General features: G+C 70.6%; 23 protein-coding genes and 2 pseudogenes. 4 read left to right on the forward strand and 21 right to left on the reverse strand.

Features of this window, described 5'->3' with window-relative positions; all coding sequences use genetic code 11:
- Window positions 1-14: 14 nt before the first annotated feature.
- From BM362_RS38230 to BM362_RS38280, 11 genes and pseudogenes are all read right to left on the reverse strand, one after another.
- Complete coding sequence (locus BM362_RS38230) at window positions 15-461, reverse strand: CBS domain-containing protein (protein ID WP_067585409.1); 447 nt, start codon at window positions 459-461, stop codon at window positions 15-17.
- A 195-nt stretch (window positions 462-656) separates the two neighbouring features.
- Entirely contained in the window at window positions 657-1010 is a 354-nt protein-coding gene (locus BM362_RS50830) for an Rv1733c family protein (protein WP_425285761.1), read from the reverse strand.
- A gap of 372 nt (window positions 1011-1382) precedes the next feature.
- The gene (locus BM362_RS38240) at window positions 1383-2369 is read right to left on the reverse strand and encodes an Acg family FMN-binding oxidoreductase (RefSeq protein ID WP_093576473.1); all 987 of its coding nucleotides are present in this window, start codon (window positions 2367-2369) and stop codon (window positions 1383-1385) included.
- A gap of 130 nt (window positions 2370-2499) precedes the next feature.
- Window positions 2500-3190, reverse strand: a pseudogene (locus BM362_RS38245) (phosphoketolase family protein); the annotation flags it as partial.
- 50 nt (window positions 3191-3240) lie between these two features.
- Window positions 3241-3381: pseudogene (locus BM362_RS49605) on the reverse strand (acetate kinase); the annotation flags it as partial.
- Between the two features lie 264 nt (window positions 3382-3645).
- Window positions 3646-4227, reverse strand: a complete 582-nt coding sequence (locus BM362_RS38255; protein ID WP_067585414.1) for a hypothetical protein — start codon at window positions 4225-4227, stop codon at window positions 3646-3648.
- A gap of 100 nt (window positions 4228-4327) precedes the next feature.
- A complete protein-coding gene (locus BM362_RS38260) occupies window positions 4328-4900 on the reverse strand; it encodes a TetR/AcrR family transcriptional regulator (protein WP_093576555.1) in 573 nt (190 codons plus the stop codon).
- 50 nt (window positions 4901-4950) lie between these two features.
- Window positions 4951-6123, reverse strand: coding sequence for a serine hydrolase domain-containing protein (locus tag BM362_RS38265; protein WP_093576474.1), 1173 nt, complete (start codon window positions 6121-6123; stop codon window positions 4951-4953).
- The gene (locus tag BM362_RS38270) at window positions 6120-7442 is read right to left on the reverse strand and encodes an MFS transporter (protein ID WP_093576475.1); all 1323 of its coding nucleotides are present in this window, start codon (window positions 7440-7442) and stop codon (window positions 6120-6122) included. Before BM362_RS38270 ends, BM362_RS38265 begins: the two co-directional genes overlap by 4 nt.
- Window positions 7439-8629 (reverse strand): acyl-CoA dehydrogenase family protein, encoded by a 1191-nt coding sequence (locus BM362_RS38275; protein WP_093576476.1) that lies wholly within the window; start codon window positions 8627-8629, stop codon window positions 7439-7441. Before BM362_RS38275 ends, BM362_RS38270 begins: the two co-directional genes overlap by 4 nt.
- A gap of 11 nt (window positions 8630-8640) precedes the next feature.
- Window positions 8641-10185 carry an acyl-CoA synthetase gene (locus BM362_RS38280; RefSeq protein ID WP_093576477.1) on the reverse strand — a complete coding sequence of 515 codons (1545 nt, stop codon included), beginning with the start codon at window positions 10183-10185 and terminating at the stop codon, window positions 8641-8643.
- A gap of 111 nt (window positions 10186-10296) precedes the next feature.
- Between BM362_RS38280 and BM362_RS38285 the strand changes: the two genes are divergently transcribed.
- A complete protein-coding gene (locus tag BM362_RS38285) occupies window positions 10297-10935 on the forward strand; it encodes a TetR/AcrR family transcriptional regulator (protein ID WP_093576478.1) in 639 nt (212 codons plus the stop codon).
- Window positions 10936-11086: 151 nt separating this feature from the next.
- Here the strand turns inward: BM362_RS38285 and BM362_RS38290 are convergent, their stop codons facing one another.
- From BM362_RS38290 to BM362_RS38330, 9 genes are all read right to left on the reverse strand, one after another.
- Complete coding sequence (locus tag BM362_RS38290; protein WP_093576479.1) at window positions 11087-11593, reverse strand: helix-hairpin-helix domain-containing protein; 507 nt, start codon at window positions 11591-11593, stop codon at window positions 11087-11089.
- A gap of 46 nt (window positions 11594-11639) precedes the next feature.
- Entirely contained in the window at window positions 11640-12368 is a 729-nt protein-coding gene (locus BM362_RS38295; RefSeq protein WP_093576480.1) for an alpha/beta fold hydrolase, read from the reverse strand.
- A gap of 396 nt (window positions 12369-12764) precedes the next feature.
- Complete coding sequence (locus BM362_RS38300) at window positions 12765-13355, reverse strand: TetR/AcrR family transcriptional regulator (RefSeq protein WP_067585438.1); 591 nt, start codon at window positions 13353-13355, stop codon at window positions 12765-12767.
- 106 nt (window positions 13356-13461) lie between these two features.
- Window positions 13462-14277, reverse strand: a complete 816-nt coding sequence (locus tag BM362_RS38305; RefSeq protein ID WP_093576481.1) for an ABC transporter ATP-binding protein — start codon at window positions 14275-14277, stop codon at window positions 13462-13464.
- Window positions 14274-16100: a dipeptide/oligopeptide/nickel ABC transporter permease/ATP-binding protein gene (locus BM362_RS38310; protein WP_093576482.1), complete on the reverse strand. Its 1827-nt coding sequence runs from the start codon at window positions 16098-16100 to the stop codon at window positions 14274-14276. Before BM362_RS38310 ends, BM362_RS38305 begins: the two co-directional genes overlap by 4 nt.
- Entirely contained in the window at window positions 16097-17038 is a 942-nt protein-coding gene (locus BM362_RS38315; RefSeq protein WP_067585447.1) for an ABC transporter permease, read from the reverse strand. Before BM362_RS38315 ends, BM362_RS38310 begins: the two co-directional genes overlap by 4 nt.
- 69 nt (window positions 17039-17107) lie before the next feature.
- On the reverse strand, window positions 17108-18631 hold the full coding sequence (locus BM362_RS38320; RefSeq protein ID WP_093576483.1) for an ABC transporter substrate-binding protein: 1524 nt from the start codon (window positions 18629-18631) through the stop codon (window positions 17108-17110).
- Between the two features lie 173 nt (window positions 18632-18804).
- Entirely contained in the window at window positions 18805-19782 is a 978-nt protein-coding gene (locus BM362_RS38325) for a methyltransferase (protein WP_093576484.1), read from the reverse strand.
- 88 nt (window positions 19783-19870) lie between these two features.
- Window positions 19871-20827 (reverse strand): aldo/keto reductase, encoded by a 957-nt coding sequence (locus BM362_RS38330; RefSeq protein ID WP_093576485.1) that lies wholly within the window; start codon window positions 20825-20827, stop codon window positions 19871-19873.
- A gap of 86 nt (window positions 20828-20913) precedes the next feature.
- Between BM362_RS38330 and BM362_RS38335 the strand changes: the two genes are divergently transcribed.
- Window positions 20914-21651, forward strand: a complete 738-nt coding sequence (locus BM362_RS38335; protein ID WP_093576486.1) for an SDR family NAD(P)-dependent oxidoreductase — start codon at window positions 20914-20916, stop codon at window positions 21649-21651.
- Between the two features lie 53 nt (window positions 21652-21704).
- Here the strand turns inward: BM362_RS38335 and BM362_RS38340 are convergent, their stop codons facing one another.
- Window positions 21705-23066 carry an amidohydrolase gene (locus BM362_RS38340; RefSeq protein ID WP_208865466.1) on the reverse strand — a complete coding sequence of 454 codons (1362 nt, stop codon included), beginning with the start codon at window positions 23064-23066 and terminating at the stop codon, window positions 21705-21707.
- Between the two features lie 104 nt (window positions 23067-23170).
- Between BM362_RS38340 and BM362_RS38345 the strand changes: the two genes are divergently transcribed.
- Both BM362_RS38345 and BM362_RS38350 read left to right on the forward strand, forming a co-directional pair.
- Window positions 23171-24280, forward strand: a complete 1110-nt coding sequence (locus BM362_RS38345) for a zinc-binding dehydrogenase (protein ID WP_093576488.1) — start codon at window positions 23171-23173, stop codon at window positions 24278-24280.
- Between the two features lie 34 nt (window positions 24281-24314).
- Window positions 24315-25280 carry an aldo/keto reductase gene (locus BM362_RS38350; protein WP_093576489.1) on the forward strand — a complete coding sequence of 322 codons (966 nt, stop codon included), beginning with the start codon at window positions 24315-24317 and terminating at the stop codon, window positions 25278-25280.
- Window positions 25281-25325: the final 45 nt, after the last annotated feature.

Genomic DNA, 25325 nt, shown 5'->3' on the forward strand with positions numbered 1-25325 from the left:
CAGGCGCGCGCGGATCAGCGAGGCGTCAGCGCGTGCTCCAGCAGCCGCGACGCGGAGACCACGCCGAGCAGCGTCCGGTCCCGCATCACCGCCACGAGCGGGCAGCGCAGCCGGGCCATCGTCGCGGCGACCTCCACGATCGTGTCGTCGGCGTCCACCCTCGGCAGCTCGCGAGGTTCGCCGGGCAGCAGTTCGCGCACCGTCCGTCCGCCCAGCTTGTCCGCGACGCGGTCCGCCATCGACTCGCTGAGCACCCCGGCCAGCGACGGATCGTCGCGCACGTAAGGCGGCACCAGGAACTGCACGACGTCGGAGGCGGGCAGCACCGTGTGCGGGCGCCCGGACGCTTCCGTCACCACCAGCCCGGGCAGCCGGTGCTCGGCCAGCAGGCGCGCGGCCGCCAGCGCGTCCGCGTCGAGATCGACGACCGGGAACTCCTCGGCCAGCTCCGCTGCGCGCATGCCCCCAGGCTACGGCCGCCCGCGCGGCTCCGCCGGAACTCGGGATTTCTTTCCGCACGCCTGACGCCACGGGGCTCCTCGGGGTCGACTGGACCGCCCGCCGCCCGGCTGGGCACGGGCAGGCCGACCAGACTTCCCGGCACACCACGCGTAAAGATGCCGCAAAGACCGGCCCGGGGCAAACCGGGCCGCCGGTCACGGATGGGTGCGCTTGGCCTGTTCGGCATCCCACTCGCGTTGCCACTCGGCCCTCCGGCGCCGGTTCAGCGCGAACACCGCGCCACCGCACCCCAGGGCCAGCACCAAGCACACCGACACCCACAGCCCGACCGCCGCGCACACCGCGCCGGCCAGCACCGCCCCGGCGGTCAGCGGCGGCGGGACGGGGTTTCCCGCGCGGTCCACCCAGATCGAAATCCGGTCGCCGCGCCGCGCGCCTTCGGCGGCCGCGACCTGGCCGGTTCGACGCGAACCGTCCGGTGCGCGCCAGGTCGCGTCGTCCGGCGGCGAGCCCGCTGCGCCCGTTGACCGTTGTCGCGGGGCCGTCAGTCAGCAGGATCGCGGTCGCCTGGTTGCGCTCGGTCAGCTGTCCGGCCGAGACCGGTTTCCGCGTCCCGTAAAGCTCCGAGCCGACGGCGGCCGCGAACGGGAGAGCGGTCAGCGCGACGAGGACCGCGGCAAGCAGGAGCCCGGACTGGACCCGGTCCGAGGCGCGCGCCACCGAACCGGGTCCCGGAACGAGCAGGTGCCACCACCGCAGGAGGGGGTCCGTCCATGTTTCCATCTTCCGCACCTCCCGTGCTCCGGAATCGCCCGCGCAACGCGCTGTCCACAGAGGAATTCCGCCCCGGGCAGGCGGACCGCCCGACCCGTCCCGGAGGGCACGGCGGCGGGGACCAACGGCCCGGTTCCGCCACCGCCTCACAACGCGGCGACCTCCGGCGCACTCCGCATCGTCGTCACCTCGGCGGCAGGCCGTCGCGCGGTCCTCCGCGCCGGCAGCCCGTACCCGATGCGCAGCAGCGTGTGCACGTGCCCCAGGCCGTGGAATGCCGCCAGCAGCTGCGCCCGCGTGGACCGGGCCTCGAACGGCTGCGACAGGAACGAGGACGCCAAGCCTTCCGCGGTCGCGGCGAGCAGGACGCGTTCCATGATCATCCCGCCGCGGACGTCGGCCGCCGCGCCCTGGTCGCGGGTCAGCACCGCGACCAGCACCGGGTCCTGTTCGAACTGCCGCGGCGGGATCGAGCGGTTCTCGTGCGACGAGCGCAGCGACACCACGCCGGGGACGTCGGCGGGCGGCCCGAACGCGGAGGTGGGCACGCCGTCCGGGCAGTCCGGGGCGCGGCCGGCCCACTTCGCGGTTTCCGCCTGGAACGCCGCGTCCGTGGCCTGCTCGGTCTCCGCGCGCCGGACGAGCGCGGAGACCTGCGCGTAGTGGCCCGAGGCGTCCAGAAATTCGAGCTGGCCGCCCTCGCCCAGTGCGGCCGAACGCAGGAGTCTCCGCGCGGACACCGGCACCGGCCGATCGGACAGCGGACGCCGGTTCGTGTGCCGCCGGTAGACCGCCTCCGCGAGGCTCCGGTCCACAGTGGACGGATGAGTGTTCCCCTCGATCGAGACCACCGCAAGCAGATCGCGGTCGGTCAGGTCCGGGACGATCCGCACCCGGCCGCGCACGCCGTTGACCCGCAGGGTGAGCAGCAGATTGCACACCGCCGCGCCGCAGGACAGCCGTGCCTCGCGCCCGGCCGGGTCGGCGATCGGGAGGACCCGGTCCCGGTCGAGCCGCACCTCGATCCGGGAGCCGTCGACGACGAACCGCCACGGCTGGGTGTTCTGCGGGGACGGCGCGCGCACGGCGGCGGCGAGCGCTTGGTCGACGACGAGCGGCAGGAAAACGTTCATGGCAGTCTCCGGGTGAGGGGGCACTGAACCGAGCCTCGCTCCCGGCAGCGCCGCGAAATAGCGGAACCTGTCCCGACTTCGAGGGACCAACGGCCCTCAGCGAACCGGATCGAAGCCCGCGAGCGCGCCACTACCGCCATTCCCGCACCTCGGGCAGGTCCTCGCCGTGTTCGGTGATCCAGTGCCGGTGCCGTTCCTGCGTGCGCGTCATCCGCTGCCGCAGCGGGCCGGTCGTGGCGAGCAGTCCCGGAACCCGGTCCAGCACGTCGATCACGAACTGGAACCGGTCCATGCGGTTGCGCACCAGCATGTCGAACGGCGTGGTCGTGGTGCCGTGTTCGGTGTAGCCGCGGACATGGAGCCCGGCGTGGTTCGTGCGGCGGTAGGCCAGGCGGTGGATCAGCCACGGGTAGCCGTGGTAGGCGAAGATCACCGGACGGTCCGGGGTGAACAGCGCGTCGAACTCCCAGTCGCTCAGTCCGTGCCGGTGCTCCGTTTCCGGCTGCAGCCACCATGTTGACCACGCGAACCGCCAGCTCCGGCAGTTCCTCTCGCAGGATCGCCGCCGCGGCGAGGATTTCCAGGGTCGGGGCGTCGCCCGCGCACGCGAGCACGACGTCCGGTTCGCGGTCCGCGTGCGTGCCGGCCCATTCCCAGATGCCCAGACCTCGTGCGCAGTGCAGTGCGGCCTCCTCGGCGTCGAGCCAGGCCGGTGTCTCGTTCTTGCCCGCGACCACCACGTTGACCAGGTCCCGGCTGCGCAGGCAGTGCGCGGCCACTTCCAGGAGCGTGTTGGTGTCCGGCGGGAAGTACGGCGCAACCGGTTCTGCCGCGTCCACTCGCGCAGCAGCGGATAGTGCGCGGCGGCGTCGGGCAGGTCCGCATGGAACGCCGTGTCGAAGCAGGCCACCACCGGCACACCCGGCAGGTCCCGGACCTGCCGGGTGACGTTCAGCGACAGCGGCTGGTGGAGCGGAGCCAGCGGGACGAGCCGGTCGGGATTCGCGACCACCTGGTCGGTTACCAGAACCGGCGTTTTCTGGCGCGCCGCCGTGGACGAACCGCACTGCCACCCCGTCCGGCCGCGGCCAGCGCTCCACGGCGTCGACGACCGCGCGGGTCATCTCGCTCTGCCAGGCCGCCCAGCCGACCGCGGCGCCATCGTGCACGACCGCTGCCTTCAAGCTGGACGAACCAGGGTTGAGGGTCAGGATTCGCACTGGGTTCTCCTCGCGTTCGGTGTCCCGCCCTCGACGCTAATCCGCGCGACCCGCGGTCACTGCGGGCGGACGTCCGCGCTGCCGGAGTCTTTGGTCCCCAGGCGGGCGGCAGTGCGGCCCAGCCGGAGCGCCGAGACCAGGAAGAAAATCCCGCCCAGCACCGCGTATCCGGCCACAGCGGCGAGCGACGGGTCGGGCGCGCCGGCACTGAGCGCGAAATTCGCCCCGGCCAGCACCGAGATGCCGCCGCTGAGGATCATCGGCCACTGGCCGCCCATCCCGCGCCTGCCGACGGCCACGATCAGCTGGACAAGACCGGCGGCGACCGCCCACGCACCCCACACCCGCAGCACCGCCGGGACGCCGGACGCACTGGCGATCGCGAGGCCGATGCCTGCCAGCAGGCTGATCGCGATGTTCACGGACAACCCCGCGGCACGGGACGAGCGCGCGTCCACGACCGCGGCGGCGACGTCGAACAGCGGATACGCCACGACCAGGACAACTCCGATCGGGCCGACGTGCGTCTTGGCCGTGAGAAACAGCAGCGCGGCCCAGACGACCGCGAAGGCGAACCGCACGAAGTACAGCCGGCGCAACGCCGGAGCGGTTCCGGCGGGCGAGTCAACGATGGTCACGGTGATCCTTCCGAGAGCTGAATGAGACAGAACGTTCGTTCTCCCTCAGCTTCTCGGCAGACCCCGAGCGGCGTCAACGCCAACCGGGCTTTCAGAAGTGTTACGGGCTCGCCCCGGAGCCGAGGCGGTGCCGCAGGATGCCGTCGACCCCTTGCCGGAAGGTGTCGCCGACCTCGGCCGGATCCGTCAAACAGCCCGACGCCATCGCACCGTCGCGCAGCATCACGAAATGCCGCCCCGCGGGCTCCGGTGCGGACGAACCGACCCGCGCGAACAACTCCGTGACCGTGCGGAGAAACCACTCGCGGTGGGTCAGGACCGCTTGGTGCACGGGATGTCCGGGGTCCGGGTATTCCGCCGCCGCGTTGAGAAACGCGCAGCCGCGGAAGTGCGCCGACTGGATGCTCTCGGCGATCCACTCGGCGACCGCGCGCAGGGCTTCGGCCGCGGGCGGGTGGCCGGCGAGGATGTTGCCGACCCCGGCGCGCTCCATCTCGGAGACGCCCTGGAGATACGCGACGACGAGGTCTTCCTTGCCGGGGAAATGCCGGTACAGCGTGGCCCGGGTGACCTTCGCCTCCGCCACGATCCGGTCGACCCCGACCGAGTGGAGACCTTCGGCGTAAAAGATCCGGGTGGCCGTCGCGAGCAGCCTCGACCTCGCCTCGGACACCCGGATCTTCTGCACCACAACGGCAACGCTAGCAGAGCAAGCGGCCGGCGTTACCCGGCCAGATGATCGCCGATCCGGGCGAACACCGCTTCCAGCCGCGGCACCGGAACCGAAGGCGACATCACATGCGATCCGTAGTGGGCGATGACCAGCTCCCGCCCCGGACTGACCTGCAACCGTTGCCCGTGGATGCCTCGCGCGCCAAAGGTGCCGTAGCCCTCGTCCGGGACCCACCAGAAATTGTGGTAGCCGATCGGCCGCGCGGCACCGGTCGGCAGGGCGCGCCGCGCGGGCCCGGGCGGCACGGCAGTCAGGTCGGCGACGACGCGTTCCGGCACGATCTGCTGGTCGCCGACCGTCCCGCCGCGACGCAGCATCTCCCCTGCCCGGGCGAGATCGCGCAGGGTGGCGCTGTAGCGGCCGCAGGCGATCTCCGTGCCGGTGGAATCCAGGCAGTACGCGCCGTCCTCGTCCGCGCCCAGCCGGGCCCAGACCCGTTCGCTCCACAGTTCGGCCAGGCTGACGCCGGTGACGCGGCGAAGGGCTTCGGCGACCGCCTCGGTGTTGCCGTTGTCGTAGCGGAATTCGGTTCCCGGCGGTGCGACGGCCCGCGCGGTGGCCAGATGTTCCTTGACGCTCGTGGGCCCGGTGTAGCCAGCGGGACGGGGCACGATGCCGACAGCGGCGAAATATCGTTGCGCTTCAAGGGGTTTGCAGAACGGCCGCCCACCGTAGTCCATGACGGTGCCCATGTGCAGCAGGTGGTGGATCGTGGCGTCGCCGAACGCCGTGCCGGCGAGTTCGGGGGCATAGTGGGCCAACGGCTGATCGGCGTCGAGCACGCCCTCGTCGATCAGCAGCGCGGCGAGCAGCCCGGTCCACGACTTCGCCACCGACGCGGACAGGTGCACGTCGTGTGGCCGCATGCCGTGGAAGTACCGTTCATAGACGATCTTCCCCCGGTGCGCCACCAGAATGGCGTCGGTTTCCGCACCGGCCAGGAACTCGCTCAGCTTGACGGGCGCTGCCCCGGCCCGCGGGGCGACGAGCAGGTTGTCCAGGTCCTCGTGGTCCTCGGGCAGATCCCGGCGCGGGCCCGCGCCGCGCCACACCCGCCGGGTCGGGCCGGTTTCCCTGGCGCGGGTCATGCCGAGACGGACAAAGGCCGGGTCGACGTAGCCGCGGCTCCAATAAGCATTGTCCACTGTATACGGATTGGTCACGGTTTCTCCTTGACTGCGGCGAGTGCCGCGATGCGCCGGGCGTCGCGTTCCGGGCGGACGAAGAACAATGCGGCTACCCCGCCGGCCAGCATCAGGACCCCGGGAATGGCGAAGGCGGTGGCGAAACCGGCGGCCGGTCCGGCCGCGGACTCGACGAGCCTGCCGGTGAGATACGGCGCGAGCAGGCCGGCGACGGTGACCAGCGCGACGCTGACCGACAGCACCGCACCCCGTTGCGCGGGCGGGCTGATCTCGCTGTTGACCGTCTGGCCGTTGGCGAAGGTGACGCCGTGGAAGCTGAACGCCACGGCGATCAGGACGATCCGCAGCGCGGGCTGCGTGACGGTCGGCAGCAGCACCATCGCCAAGCCCGCCAAGACCAGCACGCAGCCGCCGAGGATGCCGCGGGCGATCCGGCTGGGCACGCCGAGATGCAGCAGCCATTGGGTGATCGCGCCGTGCGCGAAGGTCAGGATCAGCCCGGCCACCCAGGGGATCGTGGCGATGGCGGCCGCCTCGCCCGCACTGTAGCCGAGCGCCATCTCAAGATAGGACGGCAGCCAGGCGACCATCAGCGTGGACGTCCAGTACGCGCCGAACGCGCCCACGAACCCGCCGAGCCAGGTTCCGGAGAGCAGGATCCGCCGGTAGGGGACGCGGCCTGCCGGGACCGGCGCCGCTCCGGACGGAGCGAGGTCGACCGGCCCGTCGCGGCCGATCACCAGCCACAGCAGGCACCAGACGCAGCCGACCAGGAACATCGCGAGAAACGCGGCCCGCCAGCCGAAGTGCACGATCACCACGGTGAGCAGCGGGGTCGCGATCGCCCCGCCCAGCGCGCCGCCGCCGACGATCAGCGCGCTCGGGATGTTGCGCTTGGCGTTGGGAAACCAGCTGTAGGCGGCGTGCAGCGCCATCGGCTGCGCGGGCCCTTCGGCGGCGCCGAGCACGATCCGGCTGATCAGCAGCAGCCCGACCCCGCTCGCGGCGACCACGGACACCTGCGTCACCGCCCAGACCAGCGCGAGCGCCAGCAGGATCCACCGCGTCGAGATCCGGCTCGACGCGAACCCGACCGCCAGCGCGCACACGCTGAACAGGAAGAAGAACGCACTGGACAGCAGGCCGTACTGCGACGGGCTCAGCCCGAATTCGTGCATGATCGGGCGTGCGGCCAGCCCGAGAACGGCCTTGTCGCCGTAGTTGATCAGCATGAACAGCAGCAGCATCGCCACCACCGACCAGCGGCGCAGCCAGGCGTTCCCCGCGGTGCCGCCCGCCGGCGCGGCCGTACGCTGCCGGGTCCCGGCGGGCTTCACCGCTGGGTCCCGGACGGCAGGAGCAGGGCCTTGGCAATGCCGTTCTTCTGGATCTCCGACGATCCGGTCAGCACGCGGAACATCCGCAGCCGCCGGAACAGCCACTCCACCTCCGCGCCGCGCACGAGCCCGGCCTTGCCGTGGATCTGCACCGCCTCGTCCGCGATGCGGAAGGCGTTCTCCGCCACGAACAGCTTGCACATGAACGCCTCCGTGCTCGGCTTGCTCCCGGAGTCCAATGCGGACAGTGCGTCGTAGGTCATGGCGCGGGCCGCGTAGTACGCGGTGGCCATGTCGGCGATCTTGTGCTGGATCGACTGCAGCGCCGCCAGCGGACCGCCGAACACCTGGCGGGTGCGGGCGAATTCGATGGTGAGTTCCAGCGCGCGACGGGCGTGGCCCAGCACTGTCGGGCAGTGCAGCAGCCGGTTGGTGGTGACCCGGCCGAGCCCGATGCGCAGCCCGTCCCCCACCCGGCCCAGCAGCTGCTGCGGGCCGACACAACAGTTGTCGAGGATGATGTCGGACTCGATGTGCTGGCCGGACATCGGAACCTCCCCGTCGGCGACCGTGCAGCCCGGCGAGTCCAGATCGACCAGGAACGCCGAGTAGCTCTCGTCCTCCCCCGCCATCCGGGCGACCAGCACGGAGAAATCGGCGATCGGACCCGCCGAGGAGAACACCTTGTGGCCGCTGATCCGCCAGCCGTCGCCCTCCGGGGTCGCCGTGGTGCGCATGGCCCGCACATCCGACCCGGCATTGGTTTCGGTCAGCGAGAAGCAGCACGCGCGCTCCCCGCGGACGAGCGGCAGCAAATACCGCTCGCGCTGCTCCTCGGTAGCCGTGGCGAAGATCGCGCCCGCGCGCAGCGGACCGCCGAGGTCGCCGAGCACGCAGTGGTAAAGGATCCGCCCGGACGCGCCGACCTCCTCCTTGAGCGCGGCCAGTTCGGTGTAGCTCAGGTCGAGGCCGCCGTACTCGCCGGGCAGGTGGACCCCGTAGAAACCCAGCTCCCGGCAGCGTTTCCAGACCGGTTCGATCACGGCCCGGGCCAACGGGGTCTCCGGGGTCAGCCCGAGCGTGGCCTCGTACTCGGCGAGTTCGCCCGACAGGTATTCGCGCAACCGGCCGACAAGCTCAGCGAGCCGCGGGTTGTCGTCGTAAGCCGGGGCAAGGGTGAAGGACATGCGGGACCTCCTCAGTGGACTTTCCGGGCTTCGCCCGCCCAATACCGGTCCCGCACCGCGCGCCGGTCGATCTTGCCGTTGCGGTTCACCGGGAGTTCCTCGGCGAAATCGACCGAGCGGGGTTTCTTGATGCGCGCCAATCGTTCCGCGCAGAACTCGATCAGTTCCTCGGCAGTGACGTCCGAGCGGCGGACGACAACCGCCTTCACCGCTTCGCCCCACTTCTCGTCGGGCACGCCCACCACGCACGCCTCGGAAACGGCGGGATGCTCGTAGAGGACGGATTCCACTTCGGTGCAGAAGATGTTGTAGCCGCCGGAGATGATCATGTCCTTCTTGCGGTCCACAATGAACAGATACCCGTCGGCGCGCAGGTAGCCGATGTCGCCGGTGTACACCCAGCCGTCGCGGAACGTCTCCGCGGACAGCTCCGGTTCGTGCCAGTACTCCGTCACGCAGTCCGGACCGCGCACCACCACCTCGCCGAGTTCCCCGGCGGGCACCGGACGGCCTTCGTCGTCGACCACCCGGACCTCGGAGTCGAACAACGGCCGCCCCGCCGAGGACAGCAACTCCGCGTCCTCCTCGATCCCGCGGACCACGTCTTCGCAGGTCAGCACCGTGACGCCGCTGGTGGTCTCGCCCTGGCCGTACCCCTGCATCACCACCGGACCGAACGCCGCCACCGCGTCCCGCAACCGCTGCGGCGACACCGGCGCGCCACCCACCCGAAGGCAACGAAGCGAGGACAGGTCGGCGGTGTGGACGGCGGGATGCGACAACACCATGTTCAGCATCACCGGCACCAGGAACGTCGAGGTGATCCGCTCCTTCTCGACTGCCGCCAAAAACTCCACCGCGTCGAAGCGCGGCAGCACCACCGCGGTCGCCCCGCGGGAAAAGGCCGCCAGCAAACCCATTCCGGTGGCGTGCGTGATCGGACCCGCCGCCAGGTACGTTTCCGAGGCGGACGGCGCGCCTTCCGGGCTCATCAACCGCTTGCGCAGGTTCGCCAGCCGGTTTCCGTTCGTCTGCACCGCGGCCTTGAGCTTCCCGGTGGACCCGGACGTGAAGTGCAGGACCGACGGATCGTCCGCACTCACCTCGACCGCGACCGGCTCGGGCGACCCCGCCGCCAGCACGTCGGCGTAGGACCGCGCATCCGGCGTGCGGCCGTCGTAGTCGATCAGCGCGCACGAAGTCCCGGCAGCCGCTTTCTGCGCCGCTTCGGCGTGCTCGGCATCGACCAGCAGCACTCGCACGTCCGCGTCCGCCAGGATGTGCTCGACCTCGCCCGCGGACAGCCGCGCGCTGATCGGCACGCGCAGGAACCCGCCCTTGTAACAAGCGATCTCGGTCTCCACCAGCTCCGCGCTGTTGCCGGAGAAGGTGGCGACTGCCTGCCCGGGCTCGACGCCGGACGCGAGCAGCGCGGACGCCAGCCGGTTCGTCCGCTCCTCCAGCTCGCGGTAGGACCACCGCCGCTCGCCGCACACCAGCGCCTGCTGATCGGGCCAGAACGTGCTGGCACGGGTGACATAGCTGCCCAGGTTCACGCCGACTCCCTGTTTTCCGTCAGATTGACCAATGCTGAACACTGTGTCTATTAACAGTCGCGGTGTCAACAGTTCGCTACACTCGGGCCGGCAACGACCGAAGGGGGCCTCTTGCCGACCACTGACCGACGGACCCGCCGCACCCGCGGCCTGCTCCGCGACGCACTGGTGTCGCTGGTGCTCGAACGCGGATACGCCAACGTGACGGTGGAGGACATCACCGAACGGGCCGATCTGGGCCGCGCGACGTTCTACAGCCACTACCCGGACAAGGACGCGCTGCTGCGGCACGTCGTCACCGAGCTCCAGGAGGAACTGGACGAACGGCTGCGGCCGCTGGTCCCGGCCTCTTCAGTGGGCTTCACCGGCAAACCGGCGCTGGAACTGTTCCGGCACGCCCGCGAGAACCGGGATCTCTACCTGCTCATCCTGCGCGGCGAGGGCGACGGCCGGGCGCTGCGGCAGTTCACCGACGCGCGCATGGACGCGGTGCGCTCGGTGTTCAAGTCCCGCGCCGACCACCACGACGTCACGCCGCGCATCGACCTCGGCGTGCTGGCCAGGGCGTGGGTCGGGGAACAGCTCGCCGTCCTGCGGTGGTGGCTCGAAACGGACCCAGCGCCGATGTCGGCGGAAGAGGCCACCGGGATGCTGCAAAACCTTTCGCTGCGCGGCCGCTACTGGGCCAACGGCTTCGAGGGCGACCCGCCCGACCCCGCGCCTACCGGAGCGGATTCACCGCAGTCCTGAGGCGTTGCCCCGTCTGCCGCCGAGATATCGGCCCACCGCCGGGCAAGCCGTCGGCAAGCTTCGGTAGATCCTCGCCACGGGCACCCCGCCCGGAGCCGCAGCGGGCACCTGTCCTGGCCGCGGCCGCTGACCGAATCCGCGACGGCCCGGTTTAGTCCTGGGCCTCCCCGCGAAGGAGCCGCACCGCCTTCGGGCCCACGCCGTGCAACGCGAGCAGCTCCGCGTCGCTCCGCTCGGCGATCTGCGCCAGCGTCGTGATCCCCGCACCGTGCAGCGCCCGGGTTGCCGGACTGCCGATCGCCCTGGGCAAGTCGCCGACCTCCCCCGCCACCGCGGTCCCCGCGGCAGCCACCGGAGCCGCAAGCCGCTTCGGGGCCCGAGCCAGCCACGCGCGCCGCACCCAGTGGTTGAGCTGCTGCCCGTTGATGTCCTCGATCGGCAACCGTGCCCCCGCCCTGGCGACGCGGCGCGCGGTCGGGTGGGCGGCGCGCAGTTCGTCCACATCGGACGGCGTCATCCGGAGCACGACCTGCCGGTCCGGCCGCAGGGCAGCGAACTCCTTGCCCTGCACCGTGAACGCGACCGTGCCGGCAACAGCCAGCTCGGCCGTCTCCGGGTAGGACAGGGCGGTTCTGCGGAGCTGCGCCGGTGTCGTCATGCGCTCCAGGCTGGCACGACTGCGCCGCAGCGGCCATTCTGGCGCCTCACAACGCCGCGGCCCCGAGGAAGTCGAACACCGCCTCCCGCAGCTCGACGCCCACCAGCGCACCGCGGTGATCCCCCGCGACCTGCCGCAGCCGCGCACCCGGCACGCGCGCCACCAGCTGCTCGATCCCGTGTGCCATGAAGTCCTGCCGCCCCGCGAGGAACAACGTCGGCACTTGCGGAACACCCGCACCCGGATCGAACGGCTCGCTCGCCAACCCCTCGACAAGATTCAGCAGCGACTCCGAATCCCCCGCCGCCGCCATCGCCGTGATCGCCCCGGTCAGCGGATCGTCCGGAGCCGGTCCGCCTCGGACCGCCTGCCGCGCAGCCCCGAGATCAACCGCCGCGAACGGTTCCTGCGGACTCAACCCGCCCAGCACCAACCGCCGCACCGACACCTTGGGATGCGAAACGAGATCCCACGCGAGCCGCGCCCCGAGCGAGTAACCGACGACGTCGACCTCTTGCGTGCCAGCACATTCCGCCAACGCGTCCACCACCCGAGTCGCGGTCGCCTCCTCGGCTTTCGCGACCCTGGGCCCGCCAGGATGCCCCGCCAACTGCACCACAACCGTCTCCCGCCCGGCGGCCGCCAGCGGATCGGCCCAGTACTCCGCAGGCCAATCACACGCAGCCGAGGACGCGAACCCATGAATCAGCACGACCGGAGGCCCAGTAACAGGACGCGCGGAAAGCGTGCGGATGACCGGAAACGCGGAAGTCATTCTACAATCGTAGACAAAACCCGCCACCCGGTCCAGCGTTCCGTGAGGGCCACCCTCATTGACGCTGATCCCCTGAGTTCCCCTCACGACTCCGCCGCCGGGCGGGAGGAACCCCTTCACAGACCGCCCCGCCTCCGCACAACTCACCGCGACCACGCACCCCACCCGCGCGCACCCACCACCCCACCGCAGCCAACGCACCCGCCCGCCCAGGCAGCCACACTCCCCCCGCCCCCGATACGAAGCCAAAAACACGGCGCGAGGGTGCTTGTCAAGGCATCTTTCCCGCCTTGACAAGCACCCCCGCGCCGTCGTCACACTCACCCTTCGGGGTGCCCCACCCACCCCGGGCGCAATGTCGCCCCCAGGCGACGAGCCGCCCTCCCAAGCAGGAACTCAATCCCCGATCCGAGCCATCAACCCGTCCACATAAGCCCGATACCGCCCGGCAACCTTCCCCACCGGATGCATCAAACTGGTCACATTCGCCCCGATGGAAACGGCGATAATCTCATCCGCCAACACCCCGATCACCGGAGCATCCGCCGCCTCCCCTTTCCCCCGAGCAGCAGCGATCCGCACCGTCAGCTCGCCCCGCCAGCTGTCCAGCAAATCCCGATACTGCCGGGCGAGATCCGGATTGGCCACGGAATGCTCCCACAACACCAGCAAAACCCGAGCCGACGCGATCTGATGCTCGTCGAACGGAATCGCGGCCTCGACGAACCCCCGCAACGACTCCGCGGGCCCCAGCGACGGATCCAGTTCGGACATCCGCTGCGACGTCTCCTGCAGCACGCTCTCGAACGTCGCCGCGATAATGCTGTCCTTGCTGGGGAAGTAATGCTTGAGGGCACCGTTCGCGAACCCGGCCGCGGTCACGATGCTGCGCATCGTGGCAGCCTCGAACCCGCCCTCGATGATCAGCTTCTTGGCGACCTCGACGATCTCCCGTCGTCGCTGATCGTGATCGATGACCTTCGGCATGGTTACAGACTCTAACCCGTATTCTCCCGCGACGAATGTGACCCTGCTCGACCGCCCGCGGGCGCGGCGAGCCCGGAATCCGGGCACCGGCGAACGCGAGGAGTGCTTACCCGAGCCCCAGCCGGGCCGCCCGTCTCTCCGCCTGCCGGGCCGGGTCCGCTACCGGAGCGGCCAGCAGCAGCCGCCGCGTGTACGGATGCTCCGGTGCCCGGGTAACCACAGCCGTCGGACCCGATTCGACGATCTCTCCTTGGTACAGCACCGAAACCCGGTGACAGATCCGGTGCACCACGCCCAAGTCGTGCGACACGAACAGGTAAGACACCCCGGTTTCGCGCTGGAGTTCCAGGAACAGATCGAGGATCGTCGCCTGCGTGGTCAGGTCGAGCGCGCTCACCGGCTCGTCGCACACGATCAGCCGCGGCCGGCGGACCAGCGCCCGGGCGATCGCGATCCGCTGCCGTTGTCCGCCGGAGAACTCCCCCGGATACCGGTGCACGGCGTCGGCGGGCAGGCGCACCCGGTCGAGCATGTCCGCGACCACCGTCCGGGCTTCCGCGCGCGACGTTCCCGCCACCACCAGCGGTTCGGCGAGGACTTCGCCGACGGTCATGGTCGGGTCCAGCGAGCCGTACGGGTCCTGGAACACCACCTGGATGTCACTGGCCAGCCGCCGCCGCGTCGCGCCCCGGGCGTGGGTGATGTCCTCGCCGTCGAAGGTGATCCGGCCGGATTCCGGCGCGGCGAGGCCCAGCACGGCTTTGCCCAAAGTGGACTTCCCCGACCCGCTTTCGCCGACCAGCCCGACGCATTCGCCCGGCTTCACCTCCAGCGAGATCCCTTTCAGGGCCCGGAATCGGACCCGGCGGCTGAGCCGATAGTCGACCACGAGGTCCTCGATCGCGAGCAGCGGTGCGGTCATCGCCCGCCCTCCTCTCCGGTCGCGTGGGCAAGGCCGCGGCGTTCCCAGGCTTCGTCCAGCTCGTCCCGTCCTTCGGTGTCGTCCAGCGACGCGCTGATCAGCTCGGCGGTGTAGGCGTTCTCGGGTGCGCGGAAGATCCGTTCCACCGGACCGGTTTCCACGATCCGGCCGTCCTTCATCACCACGACACGGTCGCAGATGTCCGCGACCACGCCGAAGTTGTGCGTGACGATCACCAGCGCCATGCCGTACTCGGCCTGCAGTTCGCGCAGCAGCTCCAGCACCTCGGCCTGCACCGTCACGTCGAGCGCGGTCGTCGGCTCGTCGGCGACCAGCAGCGACGGCCGCCCGGCCACCGCGCCGGCGATCAGCACGCGCTGCGCCATGCCGCCGGAGATCTGGTGCGGGTAGCTCGCCATGACGCGGTCCGGGTCAGTGAGGCCGACCCTCTCCAGCACCTCGCGCGCCCGCTTCTTCGCCGCGGCCTTGTCCAGCCCGTGCACGCGACGCAGCGGCTCGACGAGCTGCTGCCCGATCGGGTAGCACGGGTCGAGGTTCGTCATCGGTTCCTGCGGCACGTATCCGATCTCGCGGCCGAGCAGTTTCGCCCGCGCGGCCGCGTTCCCGGCCTCGTGCCCGCCGACCCAGATGCCGTCGGCGACGGCGGTCCCGCCGGGCGGCAGGAGGTCGAGCACCGAGAACACCGTCTGTGTCTTCCCGGACCCGGATTCTCCGACGATCCCGAGGACCTCGCCGGGTGCCGCGTCCAGCGACACCCCGCGCACGACCTCCTTGACGCCCTTGTCGGTCGCGTAGCCGACCCGCAGGTTCTCGATCCGCAGCGCGCAATCCGCTGCCGCGTGTTCGTGCGCGCCCGAAGCCGTGCGCTCGCCCAGCGCGTCCGGAGCCGGAGCCGCGAGGGCTTCCCGCACCCGGGCCCGGCCCCGGCGAGTCGGCTGTTCGGCCCGGACACTGACCAGATCAGCGAGCGTCGAGCCCATGAACGCCAACGCGGCGATGGTGACGCCCAGCGCGATCGACGGCCACAGCAGGATCAGCGGGTACGTCAGCATGTTCAGGAAGCCGTCGTTCATCGTCTGGCCCCAGCTGGGCGTCGACGCCGAGCCGATGCCGAGGAACTGCAGACCGGCCTGCATGCCGATGGCGAGCCCGGCGGTCAGCGCGGTCTGCACGATGATCGGCGCGTACACCGCGCGCAGCAGGTGCGTGCGCAGGATCCGCAGCGTGCCGACCCCGGCCACGCGCGCGGCGTCGATGTACGGCTCCCGGCGCACCGTGAGCGCGCGGGCGCGGGTGATCCGGTAGTAGCCGGGCGAGAGGAACACGCCGAGCGCGATCATCAGCACGGTGAAGTCCTGGCCGGTGCCTGCCGCGACGACCAGCAGCACGATCATCCCGGGCACCGACTGCAAGGCGTCGCTGGTCCAGGAGCAGATCCGGTCCGTCGCGCCGCCGACGTACCCGGCGACCACGCCGGTCGGGACGCCGAGCACGACGCCGGTGACGCAGGTGATCACGCCGCCGTACAGCGTGGTCCGCGCGCCGTAGAGCAGCCGGCTGAGGATGTCGCGTCCGGCGGAGTCGCCGCCGAGCAGGTGCCCGTTGCCGGGTTGGGCGTGGGTGAGCGCGAAGTCGACGTGGTTCGGGTCGTAGGAGGCCAGCCACGGCGCGAACACCGCGGCGACCACGACGAGCGCGAACACGACCAGCGCGACGACGCCGACCGGACGGCGAAAGTACCGGCACAGCAAGGAAATCCGCTTCACCGGGGCGAGCGTGGCGGGGAACGGGGCAGCGGTCATCGGTCGCGCACCTTCGGGTTGACCCACCCGAGCACGAGGTCGAGCAGGAAGTTGACGATCACGACGAACACGACGGTCACCGCGGTCAGGCCGAGCAGCACCGGGATGTCCCCGATCTGCGACGCCGACTGCGTCAGGCTGCCGATCCCCGGCAGGTTGAACACGATCTCCACGACCACCGCGCCGCCGAGCAGGCCGACGAACATCAGCGCCAGCACGGTCAGCGCGGACGGCGAAGCGTTGCGCAGCACGTGCGTCGTGACCCGGCGCGACGACAGGCCGCGCGCCCGCAGCGTGCGGACGAAGTCCTGATTCGCGACTTGGAGGAAGCCGTTGCGCAGCTGTTCGGCGATCATCACAATCGCGCCGAGCGACAGCGAGATCGACGGCAGCGCGATCGACCGCAGCCAGCCCGCCACCGACTGGTCCGGCGACACGTAGCCGACCGCGGGGAACCACTGCAGCTGGATCGCGAACCAGGTGACGAGCACGAGGCTGACCCAGAACCCGGGCAGCGCGAACAGCACGACCGAGGCGAGCTTCAGCACGCGGTCGAGCACGCCGCCGGGACGCAGCCCGCAGACGACCCCGACGAGCACCCCGAAGATCGCCGCGAGCAGCGTCGCGGCGATGACGACCGAAAGCGTCACCGGCACGCGCAGCGCGATCTGTTCGCCGACCGGCTGGAAATTCCGCCAGGAAGTCCCGAAGTCGCCGGTGGCCGCGTGCGACAGCCAGTCCCAGAACTGGACGAGCAGCGGCCGGTCGTACCCGATCTGGGCGCGCAGCGCCGCCTGCTGCGCGGGGGTCGCGCTGTTGCCGAGCAGACCGGCGGTCGGGTCCCCCACCGCCGTGTGCGCCAGGAAGAACGTGCCGCTGGTGACCAGCACGAGCAGCAGGATCCCGGACACCAGGCGTTTGACGATGAATGTGAGCATGTCGTTCGGCTCCTCCCCCGGGTCCGTCCACTGTGGAGTCTTCGGACGGACCCGGGGACGACGGGCGCGTCAGCCGCGCTGGATGAACCGCAGCGTCGGGAACATCATGCCGGTGATCGGCGTGACGGTGATGCCCTTGACGCTGAAGTAGAGGTTGTCGGCCTGGTACCAGACGTTCCACCAGGCGAGGTCCACGAGCTTGGTGTTGAGCTGCTTGAGCGCCGCGGTCTGCGCCGGGCCCGGCTCGGCCTGCTGCGCCTTCTGCACGAGCGCCTTCACCTCCGGGAAGGCCTCCACCGACGGATTCGGGTTGTACCACTGCTTCGAGGTGACCTGGTCGGTCAGCGTGGCCATGTCGTTGCCGTCCATCGCGATCACCGCGAGGAACATCGGGTACGTCGGCGCGTTCTTCTGGTAGTCCGGCATCGACATGTTCTGCCAGTCGACCTTGATGCCCAGCTGCCCGAAGGTCTGCTCGGCGGCGGGCTGCCACGCCTGGAAGATCGTGGACATCGGCATCTTCAGGCTGAAGCCGCCGGCATACCCGGCTTCGGCGAGCAGCTGCTTGGCCTTCGCGAGGTCGGTCTTGTACTTGCCGTTGCCCGCCGGGTCGTAGACCTCGCTGCCGCTCGGCCACAGCTGGTCGGTGACCGTGCCAGCGTCGTTGCCGACCGCCTTCAGGATCCCCGCCGCGTCGAAGGCGTAGGAGATCGCCTGCCGCACGCGCTGGTCGCCGAGCGCCTTCACCTGGCTGCCAGTGCGGTCGGCGAACTGCACGCCGACCCACGACGCCGGCTTCTTCGCGACGTTCCAGCCGTTCTGCTGCGCCTTCGGGAGGTTGGCCGCGTTGGCGAACTGGACGTTCAGCTGACCGGACAGCATCGCGTTGAAGCTCGCCGCCTGGTCGGTGATCGGGAACAGCCGCACCGTCGGGAACGGGTAGGTGGCGCTGTCCCAGTGTTTCGCGCGCTTCTTGAAGACGTACTGCGCCTGCGGCTGCGAGGACGCCTTGTCGAAGGTGTAGGGACCGGAGCCGTCCGGGCCGTTGGCGAGCGAGTTGGCCTTGATCGCCTTGGGCGAGGCCATCCAGCTGCGCCCGAGGCCCATGAAGTACAGCAGCGCGTCATCGCGTTCGGACAGATGGAGCACGACCGTCGAGGCGTCCTTCGCCTCGACGCTCTTCACGTCGGCGTAGGCCTGCCCGGAACGAGTACCCGCCTTGAGATGGTCGAGGTTCTCGACCGCCGCGGCGGAGTCGAACTTCTGGCCGTCGTCGAACGCCACGTCGTCGCGCAGGTGCATGGTCAGGCTCAGCCGGTCGGCCGACCAGTCCCACGACTTCGCGAGCGCCGGGATCGGCTTGGCGTCCTTGTCCAGGGCGACCAGCGGGTCGTAGACCGCGGACAGGTACGGGCCGTCGAAGCCGATGTCGGCGTTGGCCGGGTCCCACGACGTCACGTCGAGGAACACGCCCGCCTTCAGCTCGTCGGTGCCCGCGCCCGTCCCGGCGGCGCCCGAGCCGGTGCATCCGGCGATCGCGAGCAGCGCCGCGGCCGCCGCCGCGAACAACGCCGCTGTCCTTGTCCTCGTCATTGAGTCCCTCTCTCAGGGTGCTGGACCGCCGGCGGGATCGCTCGGCGCCCCGCCGGGAACGGCGGGCCTGCGAGTGCGGCCCGGCTCGCCGTGGTGCGGGATAGTCTACGATTGTCGGCTAAAAAATCAACGGGCCGGATGCGTTTGTTATCTCCCGGCCTCGCGGGCCGTTTTCAGACCGCGTCGGCGACGAGAACGCGCGGGCTCCCGGGCAGTGCGAGGACATCGCATACGCGCCATCCTGCACCGTCGAGCCATTCGCGGACTTCCGCCTCCGGATACACCACGGTTCCGTCGATCACGAAGTACTCGCCCGCGTGCAGCGCGTCGATCGGGCGCTGCCGTTCGTCGTCGTCGAGGAAGAAGTCCAGCAGCAGCAACGTCGCTCCGTCACCGGCAGCCGCGCGGGCATTCGCGAGGATCTTTCGGTTCTGCTCCGCGGTAAACCGGTGCACAACGTGGTTCACCATCACCAGATCGTGTTCTCCGCCCGGTTCCGCCGATTCGGTCGGCGCGGGGTCGACGCTCGTGCGATCCGCGCAGCCGGCCGCATTCACCGCGTCGGTGATCCCCTGCGTGGACTCGGGTCCGAAAACGAAACGAGCGGTCAGTGCGGGATTCGCCCGCAACGCGCCGATCGCGAATTCCGGCGACAATCCGCCCAGGTCCAGCATGGAACGGTAGGGCGAGAAATCGAATGCGCGCGCGAGCATCGAGGCGTGCAGCGAGTTGTAGCGCATCACGCCCGCCATGAACGTCGCCCAGCGGCCCTCGTCCATCTGGAGGTCGCCCGGTTTGCCACTGTCCACAGTGGTGTCGAACTGGAGCCAGTGGCCGTAGCTGATTTCGTTGAGGAAGGTCAGGAACGGCGCCAGATCCGTGGCACCGTTCCCGCCCAGGTACTCCTGCGCGTCCCCGGCCAGCGCGTAGCGGCCGTCGGTGCGCTCCAGCAGGCCGCGCGCGTTCATCGCGTCGGCCAGGATCCGGGTCAGCCGTTCGCCCGTGCCGGTGGCCGCGGCGAGTTCCGGCGCCGTTCGCGGACCGTCGGCGAGCGCGCGGAACAGACCGATCCGCGAGGCGGCGAACAACTGCTTCGCGCCCATGTACCCGATGGCGATGTCGACGATGCGGTCCGGCGCTGGTTTCGTCATGTGGCGGCTCCTCACGGCGTCGGGGATGCCCCTCCGGGCACCCCGGGGAGCTTTAGTCTACGCACGTCGACAAAAAACACCAGCCCCTTCACCAGGTTCCGTCGGCGGCGACCTCGCGATCGAACCACAGCTCCCGCGTCAGCTCGCGAATCCGGTCCGCGCCGACGCGTTCCAGCAAGGCGAGCGCGCCCGCGTTGTCCTCCAGCTGCGCCTGCCGCGAGATGCCCACAAGGACGTTCGCGGTCGCGGGATTGGCCAGGCAGAAGGCAATTCCCAGCTGCGCGGGCGACGCGTCCAGCTCGTCGGCGATCTTTCGCACGATCGGCCAGGCGTCCGCGATCTTCTCCCGGATGCCGCCGACATCCGCGCCGATCTTGCGATTCGGCTTCAGATTCCCGACGAGCAGCCCGCCTTCGAAAATGTCCGACGCCTGCAGCGTCAGCTCTCCGGAGGCGAACAGCGGCGCGTAAAACTCGCCCTCGGCCATCGACCGGCGCGCCAGCCCGTACTTGAGCTGCGCGAAAACCGGCGGCGCCAAACCACGTTTGCGCGCAATGGCAAAAGCTTTGCGCAGATCGTCAATGCGCCAATTGTTCACGCCCCACGCGCGGAACCGGCCGGCTTCAATCTGCTCCGCGACGTCCGCGACGACGCGTTCGAGGTCGACTTCGCCGAAGTAGTCGCCGACCACGACCAGATCGGCGGACTCGACGCCGACGCGCTCCAGCGAGGTGTTCAGCTGCTGCGCGAAGCCGACGTTCGGGTAGTCCCAGAGCCACAGTTTCCCGCAGTAGAGCCAATCTTCGCGGGCGAGACCGGCTTCGCGCACCGCGCGGCCGAAGATCTGGTCGGTCGTGGAGCCCTCGGCGTGCGGACCCATGTCGTAGTGCGCGACGTCGAAGAAGGCGTGCCCGAGTTCGGCCGCGCGAGCGATCAGCGCCACCGCGTCGCCGAACTCCATCCGGTCCCAGGTGTTCCACGAGCCGAGCGACAACGCCGGCACGCGCGGGAACGCCGGGCCCAGTCCAGATCGATCCGTCGCCACGATTCCTCCTGCGATCCACGGGATTTATTTTCTACGCTTGTATACTATAAGCCCGCGAACCCCGCTCCCGGCGAAAGGAAACGACGATGCCCGCTGCCCGTACCGTGCTGATCACCGGAGGTGCCGGCGGCATCGGCCGCGCGATCGGCGCCGCCTTCGCCCAAGCAGGTGATTCCGTGGTGCTCGCCGACCTCGACGGCGCCGAAGAAGCCGCCAAACCGGTGGGCGGGCGCGGAATCCGGCTCGACATCACCGACGAGGCGGCGATCTCCGCCGCGCTCGACGAGGTCGGCCCGGTCGACGTCCTGGTCAACAACGCCGGTCTGCTCAGCGTCCACGGCCGGTTGCTGGACCTGCCCGGCGCGGACCTGCTGCGCGTTCTCTCGACCAATGTGCACGGGACGTTCCTGATGACGCAGCTGGTCGCCCGCCGGATGGTCGAACGCCGGACGGCCGGGCACGGCGAGCCGGGCGTCGTGGTGAACCTGTCCTCGATCGGCGGGCGGCAGCCCACGCCGGGAATGGGCGGTTACGAAAGCAGCAAGGCGGCCGTGGACGCGCTGACCCGGTGGGCGGCGCTCGAACTGGCGGAGCACAGGATCCGGGTCAACGCCGTCGCGCCCGGCCCGGTCGCGACGCCGATGCTCGCCGCCGCGATGCCGCCCGGATCGCCCGCGCACGACGCGTGGGTGGCACGGATCCCGGACGGCCGGATGGCCGCGGTCGAGGACGTCGCGGCGGCGGTGGTGTTCCTGGCGAGCCCGGCCGCCGCCCACATCACCGGCACGAGCCTCCCGGTGGACGGCGGCCAGCTGCTCACCTGAGCCAGCCGTCCGTGAGGGGAACCCTGAGGGACTCAGAGTGCCCCTCACGGACGTTAAGCGATTGTTCCGGGCGAGCGTTCGTGGACGATCTGTCCACCTAGGACGGTCAGGTCCACCTCGACGGCGGGAAGCTCGCCGGGAGTCACCGCGAACGGGTCCGCGGACAGCACGCAGAGGTCGGCCGCCATCCCCGGCTCCAGCGTGCCTTTCCACGACGCGGCACCGTCCTGCTGGGCCGGGTGCACGGTGTAGCAGCGGAGCAGCGTTTCCATCCGCTTCCCTACGTCCTCGGCGGGACCCATCCACTGGTCCGCAGCGGCGATTTCCTTGCGCCAGTCCGGCGGCAGGACCGGCGCGTCGGACGTCAGGCACAGCGGGATCCCGGCGTCCAGCGCCTCCCGCAGCGGCCACGCGGCGACCGAACTGCCCGCCCCCAGCGCCTCGTCGACCACGCCGGCGGTGCGCACCGCGATCCCGGCCTGGGCGGACAGCCCGACCCCCAGCCGGGCCATCCGCTTCAGCTGCGCCGCGTTGACCAGGTCGCCGTGGATGACGTAGTGGCCGAGGTCGACGTCGCGTTCCTCCCGGGCGCGCTCGACGGCGTCCAGCATCAGCTCGATCGCCCGGTCGCCGGTCGCGTGCACGCCGACCTGCAGTCCGGCCTCGTGCGCGGTGCGGACCATCCGGGTGAAGTTTTCCTCGCGCTCCGGGTCGTCCGCGCCGCCGACGAGCAGGTGGGCGTGACTGCCGTCGGCGTAGCAGTGGTGGGTGTAGGCCGAGCGCATCGGCGGGATGCCGTCGGCGAAGATCTTGACTCCGCGGAAGTTCAGCCGGCGCGGGTCGGCACCCGCTCCGTCCACTGTGGCCAGTCCGGCGCGGAACGTGCCGAAGGTGCTCGGGCCGTCGAGTTCGCCGTACAGCCAGAGCGCGGTCACCCGCGCCCGCAGCAGTCCCTCGGCGGCCAGTTCCCGGTACTGCTCGACGACGGACATGCCGAACGCGCCGATGTGCCCGTCGTCCTCGCCCGGCCCGAGACCGGGTTCGGTGTAGCTCGTAATGCCCAGCGCGGCAAGGATTTCGCCCGCGCGGAGGATGGCCGCGCGGCGTTCGGCAGCGGTGCGCAGCGGCTTCTCCGGGCCGGGTCCGGGCGCGCCGTCGTCGGCGAACAGGGTGTCCGGCCAGAGCGCGCCGAGCCATGTGGCGTGCAGGTGCGCGTCGTTGATGCCCGGCAGCACCGCGCGGTCGCCGAGGTCGAGCACTGTCGTGCCGGGGCCGGTCAGCTCCCGCACGTCGGCGTCGGTTCCGGCACGCAGCACGCGTCCGTCCCGCACGGCCAGCGCGGTCGCGGGCGCGGCACCGGCCATGGTGTGCACCGCTGCTGCCCGCAAGACGAGGTCCGCAACTGAGGTCGGCACAGGCGCTCCTGGAGGAATTCGGGGACTCGACATTTTTGTCGACGTCCGTAGACTAACCCATCACCCGGCCCCGCAGGGCCCGCCAGTCCCCGGAAAGGTTTCCCATGACCGTCCCGACTTCCACCCGCGCCGCGGTGCTGACCGAGCACGGCGCGCCGCTGGAGCTGACCGAACTCCCGCTGCCCGCCGAGCTGGAAGCGGGCGCGGCGCTGGTCCGCATCTCGTGCGCGACGCTGTGCGGCACGGACGTGGAGATCTGGTCCGGGAAGATGAGTTTTCCCGGCATGCTGCCGATGGTGCTGGGCCACGAAATGGTCGGCGAAGTGGTGGCGGCCGGGCCGGACACGCGCGACGCGCTCGGCCGCGAGGTCACAGCCGGATCCCGGATCGGCTGGTCGGAATCGACCTGCGGCGAGTGTTACGGCTGCACCGTGCTGCGCGAGCCGGTCGCGTGCTCGCGGCGTGGCTACGGATTCCTGCAGCGGTCCGACGTCGCCCCGTTCGCGACCGCTGGGCTGTGCGAATACGCCTACGTCGTCCCAGGCGCGGCGAAGCTGCTGCTGCCCGCCGAGGTGCCCGACACCTGGGCCGCGATGGCCGGGTGCGCGGCGAAAACCGTGCTGCGCGCATTCGCCCGCGTCGGCGGCGTCCGGCCCGGATCTCGCGTGGTGGTGCAGGGATCCGGCGCGCTGGGCCTGTTCGCGACCGCGGTCGCGCACCTCAGCGGGGCGGGCAGTGTCATCACCGTCGGCGCTCCCGCGTCGCGGCTGGAGCTGGCGAAGGAGTTCGGAGCCGACGACGTGGTCGAGGTCGCCGGGGGTTCGGACGCGATCGTCGAGCGCGTCGCCGAACTGACCGGCGGGCACGGCGGCGACCTGGTGCTGGACTTCGCCGGTGCGCCGTCGGTCGGCCGCGAGGCGGTCGCGATGGCGGCGCAGCGCGGCCGCGTCGTGATCGTCGGGAGCACCGGGCCGGAGCCGACGCCGGTCCCGCTCGGCACGGTGATGGGCAAGGAGCTGACCGTCGTCGGTTCGCTCAACGGCGACATCGCCGATTACCACCGCGCGATCGAGTTCTTCGGGTCGTTCGCCGCCCGGATGCCGTGGGACCGGCTGTTCGGCAGCCCGGTCGGGCTGTCCGGCGCGAGCGAGCGGATCGCGGCCATGCACCGGCTGGACGAGACCAAGGCCGTCGTCGACCCGCGTCTTCCCTGATCGTCCGTTTCCCCTTACGAGCCAAGGAGGTCTCGTGTCCGCATCCTCGCCCCTGCCCCGCCGGAAGGTCGGCAAGTCCGGGTTGGACGTTTCGCTGCTGTCGCTCGGTTCGTGGCATACCTACGACCGGATGGACTTCGCCGACGCCGTCGCGATGGTCCGCGCCGCGGTCGAGGCCGGCGTGAACCTGTTCGATGTCGGCGTCTACGGCATGCCCGGCCACCCGCCGGTCTTCACCGACGTTCTCTGGAGCGCGATCATCCGCGCCGCCCGCATCCCGCGCGAGGACTACCTGGTCTCGGCGAAGCTGTGGATCGAGGGTTTCGGCGACCGGGGATTCCGGCCACAACTGGAAAACGCGTTCCTGCGCGGCGGTTTCGACGTCGCGGATCTGGTGATCCTCGGCGACCTGCGCCGTGACGACGTCGCGCTGGAGGACCTGGTCGAGGACCTCGCCGGGCTCACCCGCTCCGGGCTGATCCGGGCGTGGGGCGTCAACAACTGGTCGGCCGGGAACATCGCGCGGCTGCGCGAAATCGCCGAAGCGCTGCAAGTGCCGGGTCCGCAGATCGCGCAGCTGAAGTACAGCATCGGCCGCCGGTCCATTCCGGACGGCGAGCCGTTCGCCCGGCTGTTCGCCGACGGTTTCGTCATGCAGGCCTCGGACGTCCTCGAAGGCGGCATCCTCGCCGGGCGCACCAAGCTGACCCGCGAGATCGGCCGCGACCCCGGCGACGTCCGGAAGCGGATCACCCGCGACGCCCCCAAAGTCGTGCAGGCCGCGCAGGAACTCGGCACGAGCGCGGCGCGGCTCGCGGTCGCGTTCACGCTGACGCATCCGGCGAACGTCACGACGCTCTTCGGCGCGACCCGGATGGAGCAGCTGGAGGACAACCTCGCCGCGGTCGAACTGGTCGAGAAGGTCGGGGCCGAGCGGATCCGTGCGCTGGCGGAGCCGTTCTGGGCCGACCGCGACGCCGTCGACCCCGAAGGTCCCTGAGCCCCGTTTACGGACGTGAGGGGAACCCTGAGGGAATCTGATTCC

It is taken from the genome of Amycolatopsis rubida, from assembly GCF_900115345.1.
GTDB classification, from domain to species: Bacteria; Actinomycetota; Actinomycetes; order Mycobacteriales; family Pseudonocardiaceae; genus Amycolatopsis; species Amycolatopsis rubida.

Bases quoted from the DNA above. Each gene is read 5' to 3' on its own strand.
- BM362_RS38275 (WP_093576476.1), bottom strand. From the start codon at position 8,629: ATGTCCTTCACCCTTGCCCCGGCTTACGACGACAACCCGCGGCTCGCT.
- BM362_RS38310 (WP_093576482.1), bottom strand. From the start codon at position 16,100: ATGACCGCTGCCCCGTTCCCCGCCACGCTCGCCCCGGTGAAGCGGATT.
- BM362_RS38290 (WP_093576479.1), bottom strand. From the start codon at position 11,593: ATGACGACACCGGCGCAGCTCCGCAGAACCGCCCTGTCCTACCCGGAG.
- BM362_RS38335 (WP_093576486.1), top strand. From the start codon at position 20,914: ATGCCCGCTGCCCGTACCGTGCTGATCACCGGAGGTGCCGGCGGCATC.
- BM362_RS38295 (WP_093576480.1), bottom strand. From the start codon at position 12,368: ATGACTTCCGCGTTTCCGGTCATCCGCACGCTTTCCGCGCGTCCTGTT.
- BM362_RS38305 (WP_093576481.1), bottom strand. From the start codon at position 14,277: ATGACCGCACCGCTGCTCGCGATCGAGGACCTCGTGGTCGACTATCGG.
- BM362_RS38315 (WP_067585447.1), bottom strand. From the start codon at position 17,038: ATGCTCACATTCATCGTCAAACGCCTGGTGTCCGGGATCCTGCTGCTC.
- BM362_RS38240 (WP_093576473.1), bottom strand. From the start codon at position 2,369: ATGAACGTTTTCCTGCCGCTCGTCGTCGACCAAGCGCTCGCCGCCGCC.
- BM362_RS38230 (WP_067585409.1), bottom strand. From the start codon at position 461: ATGCGCGCAGCGGAGCTGGCCGAGGAGTTCCCGGTCGTCGATCTCGAC.
- BM362_RS38300 (WP_067585438.1), bottom strand. From the start codon at position 13,355: ATGCCGAAGGTCATCGATCACGATCAGCGACGACGGGAGATCGTCGAG.
- BM362_RS38320 (WP_093576483.1), bottom strand. From the start codon at position 18,631: ATGACGAGGACAAGGACAGCGGCGTTGTTCGCGGCGGCGGCCGCGGCG.
- BM362_RS38345 (WP_093576488.1), top strand. From the start codon at position 23,171: ATGACCGTCCCGACTTCCACCCGCGCCGCGGTGCTGACCGAGCACGGC.
- BM362_RS38325 (WP_093576484.1), bottom strand. From the start codon at position 19,782: ATGACGAAACCAGCGCCGGACCGCATCGTCGACATCGCCATCGGGTAC.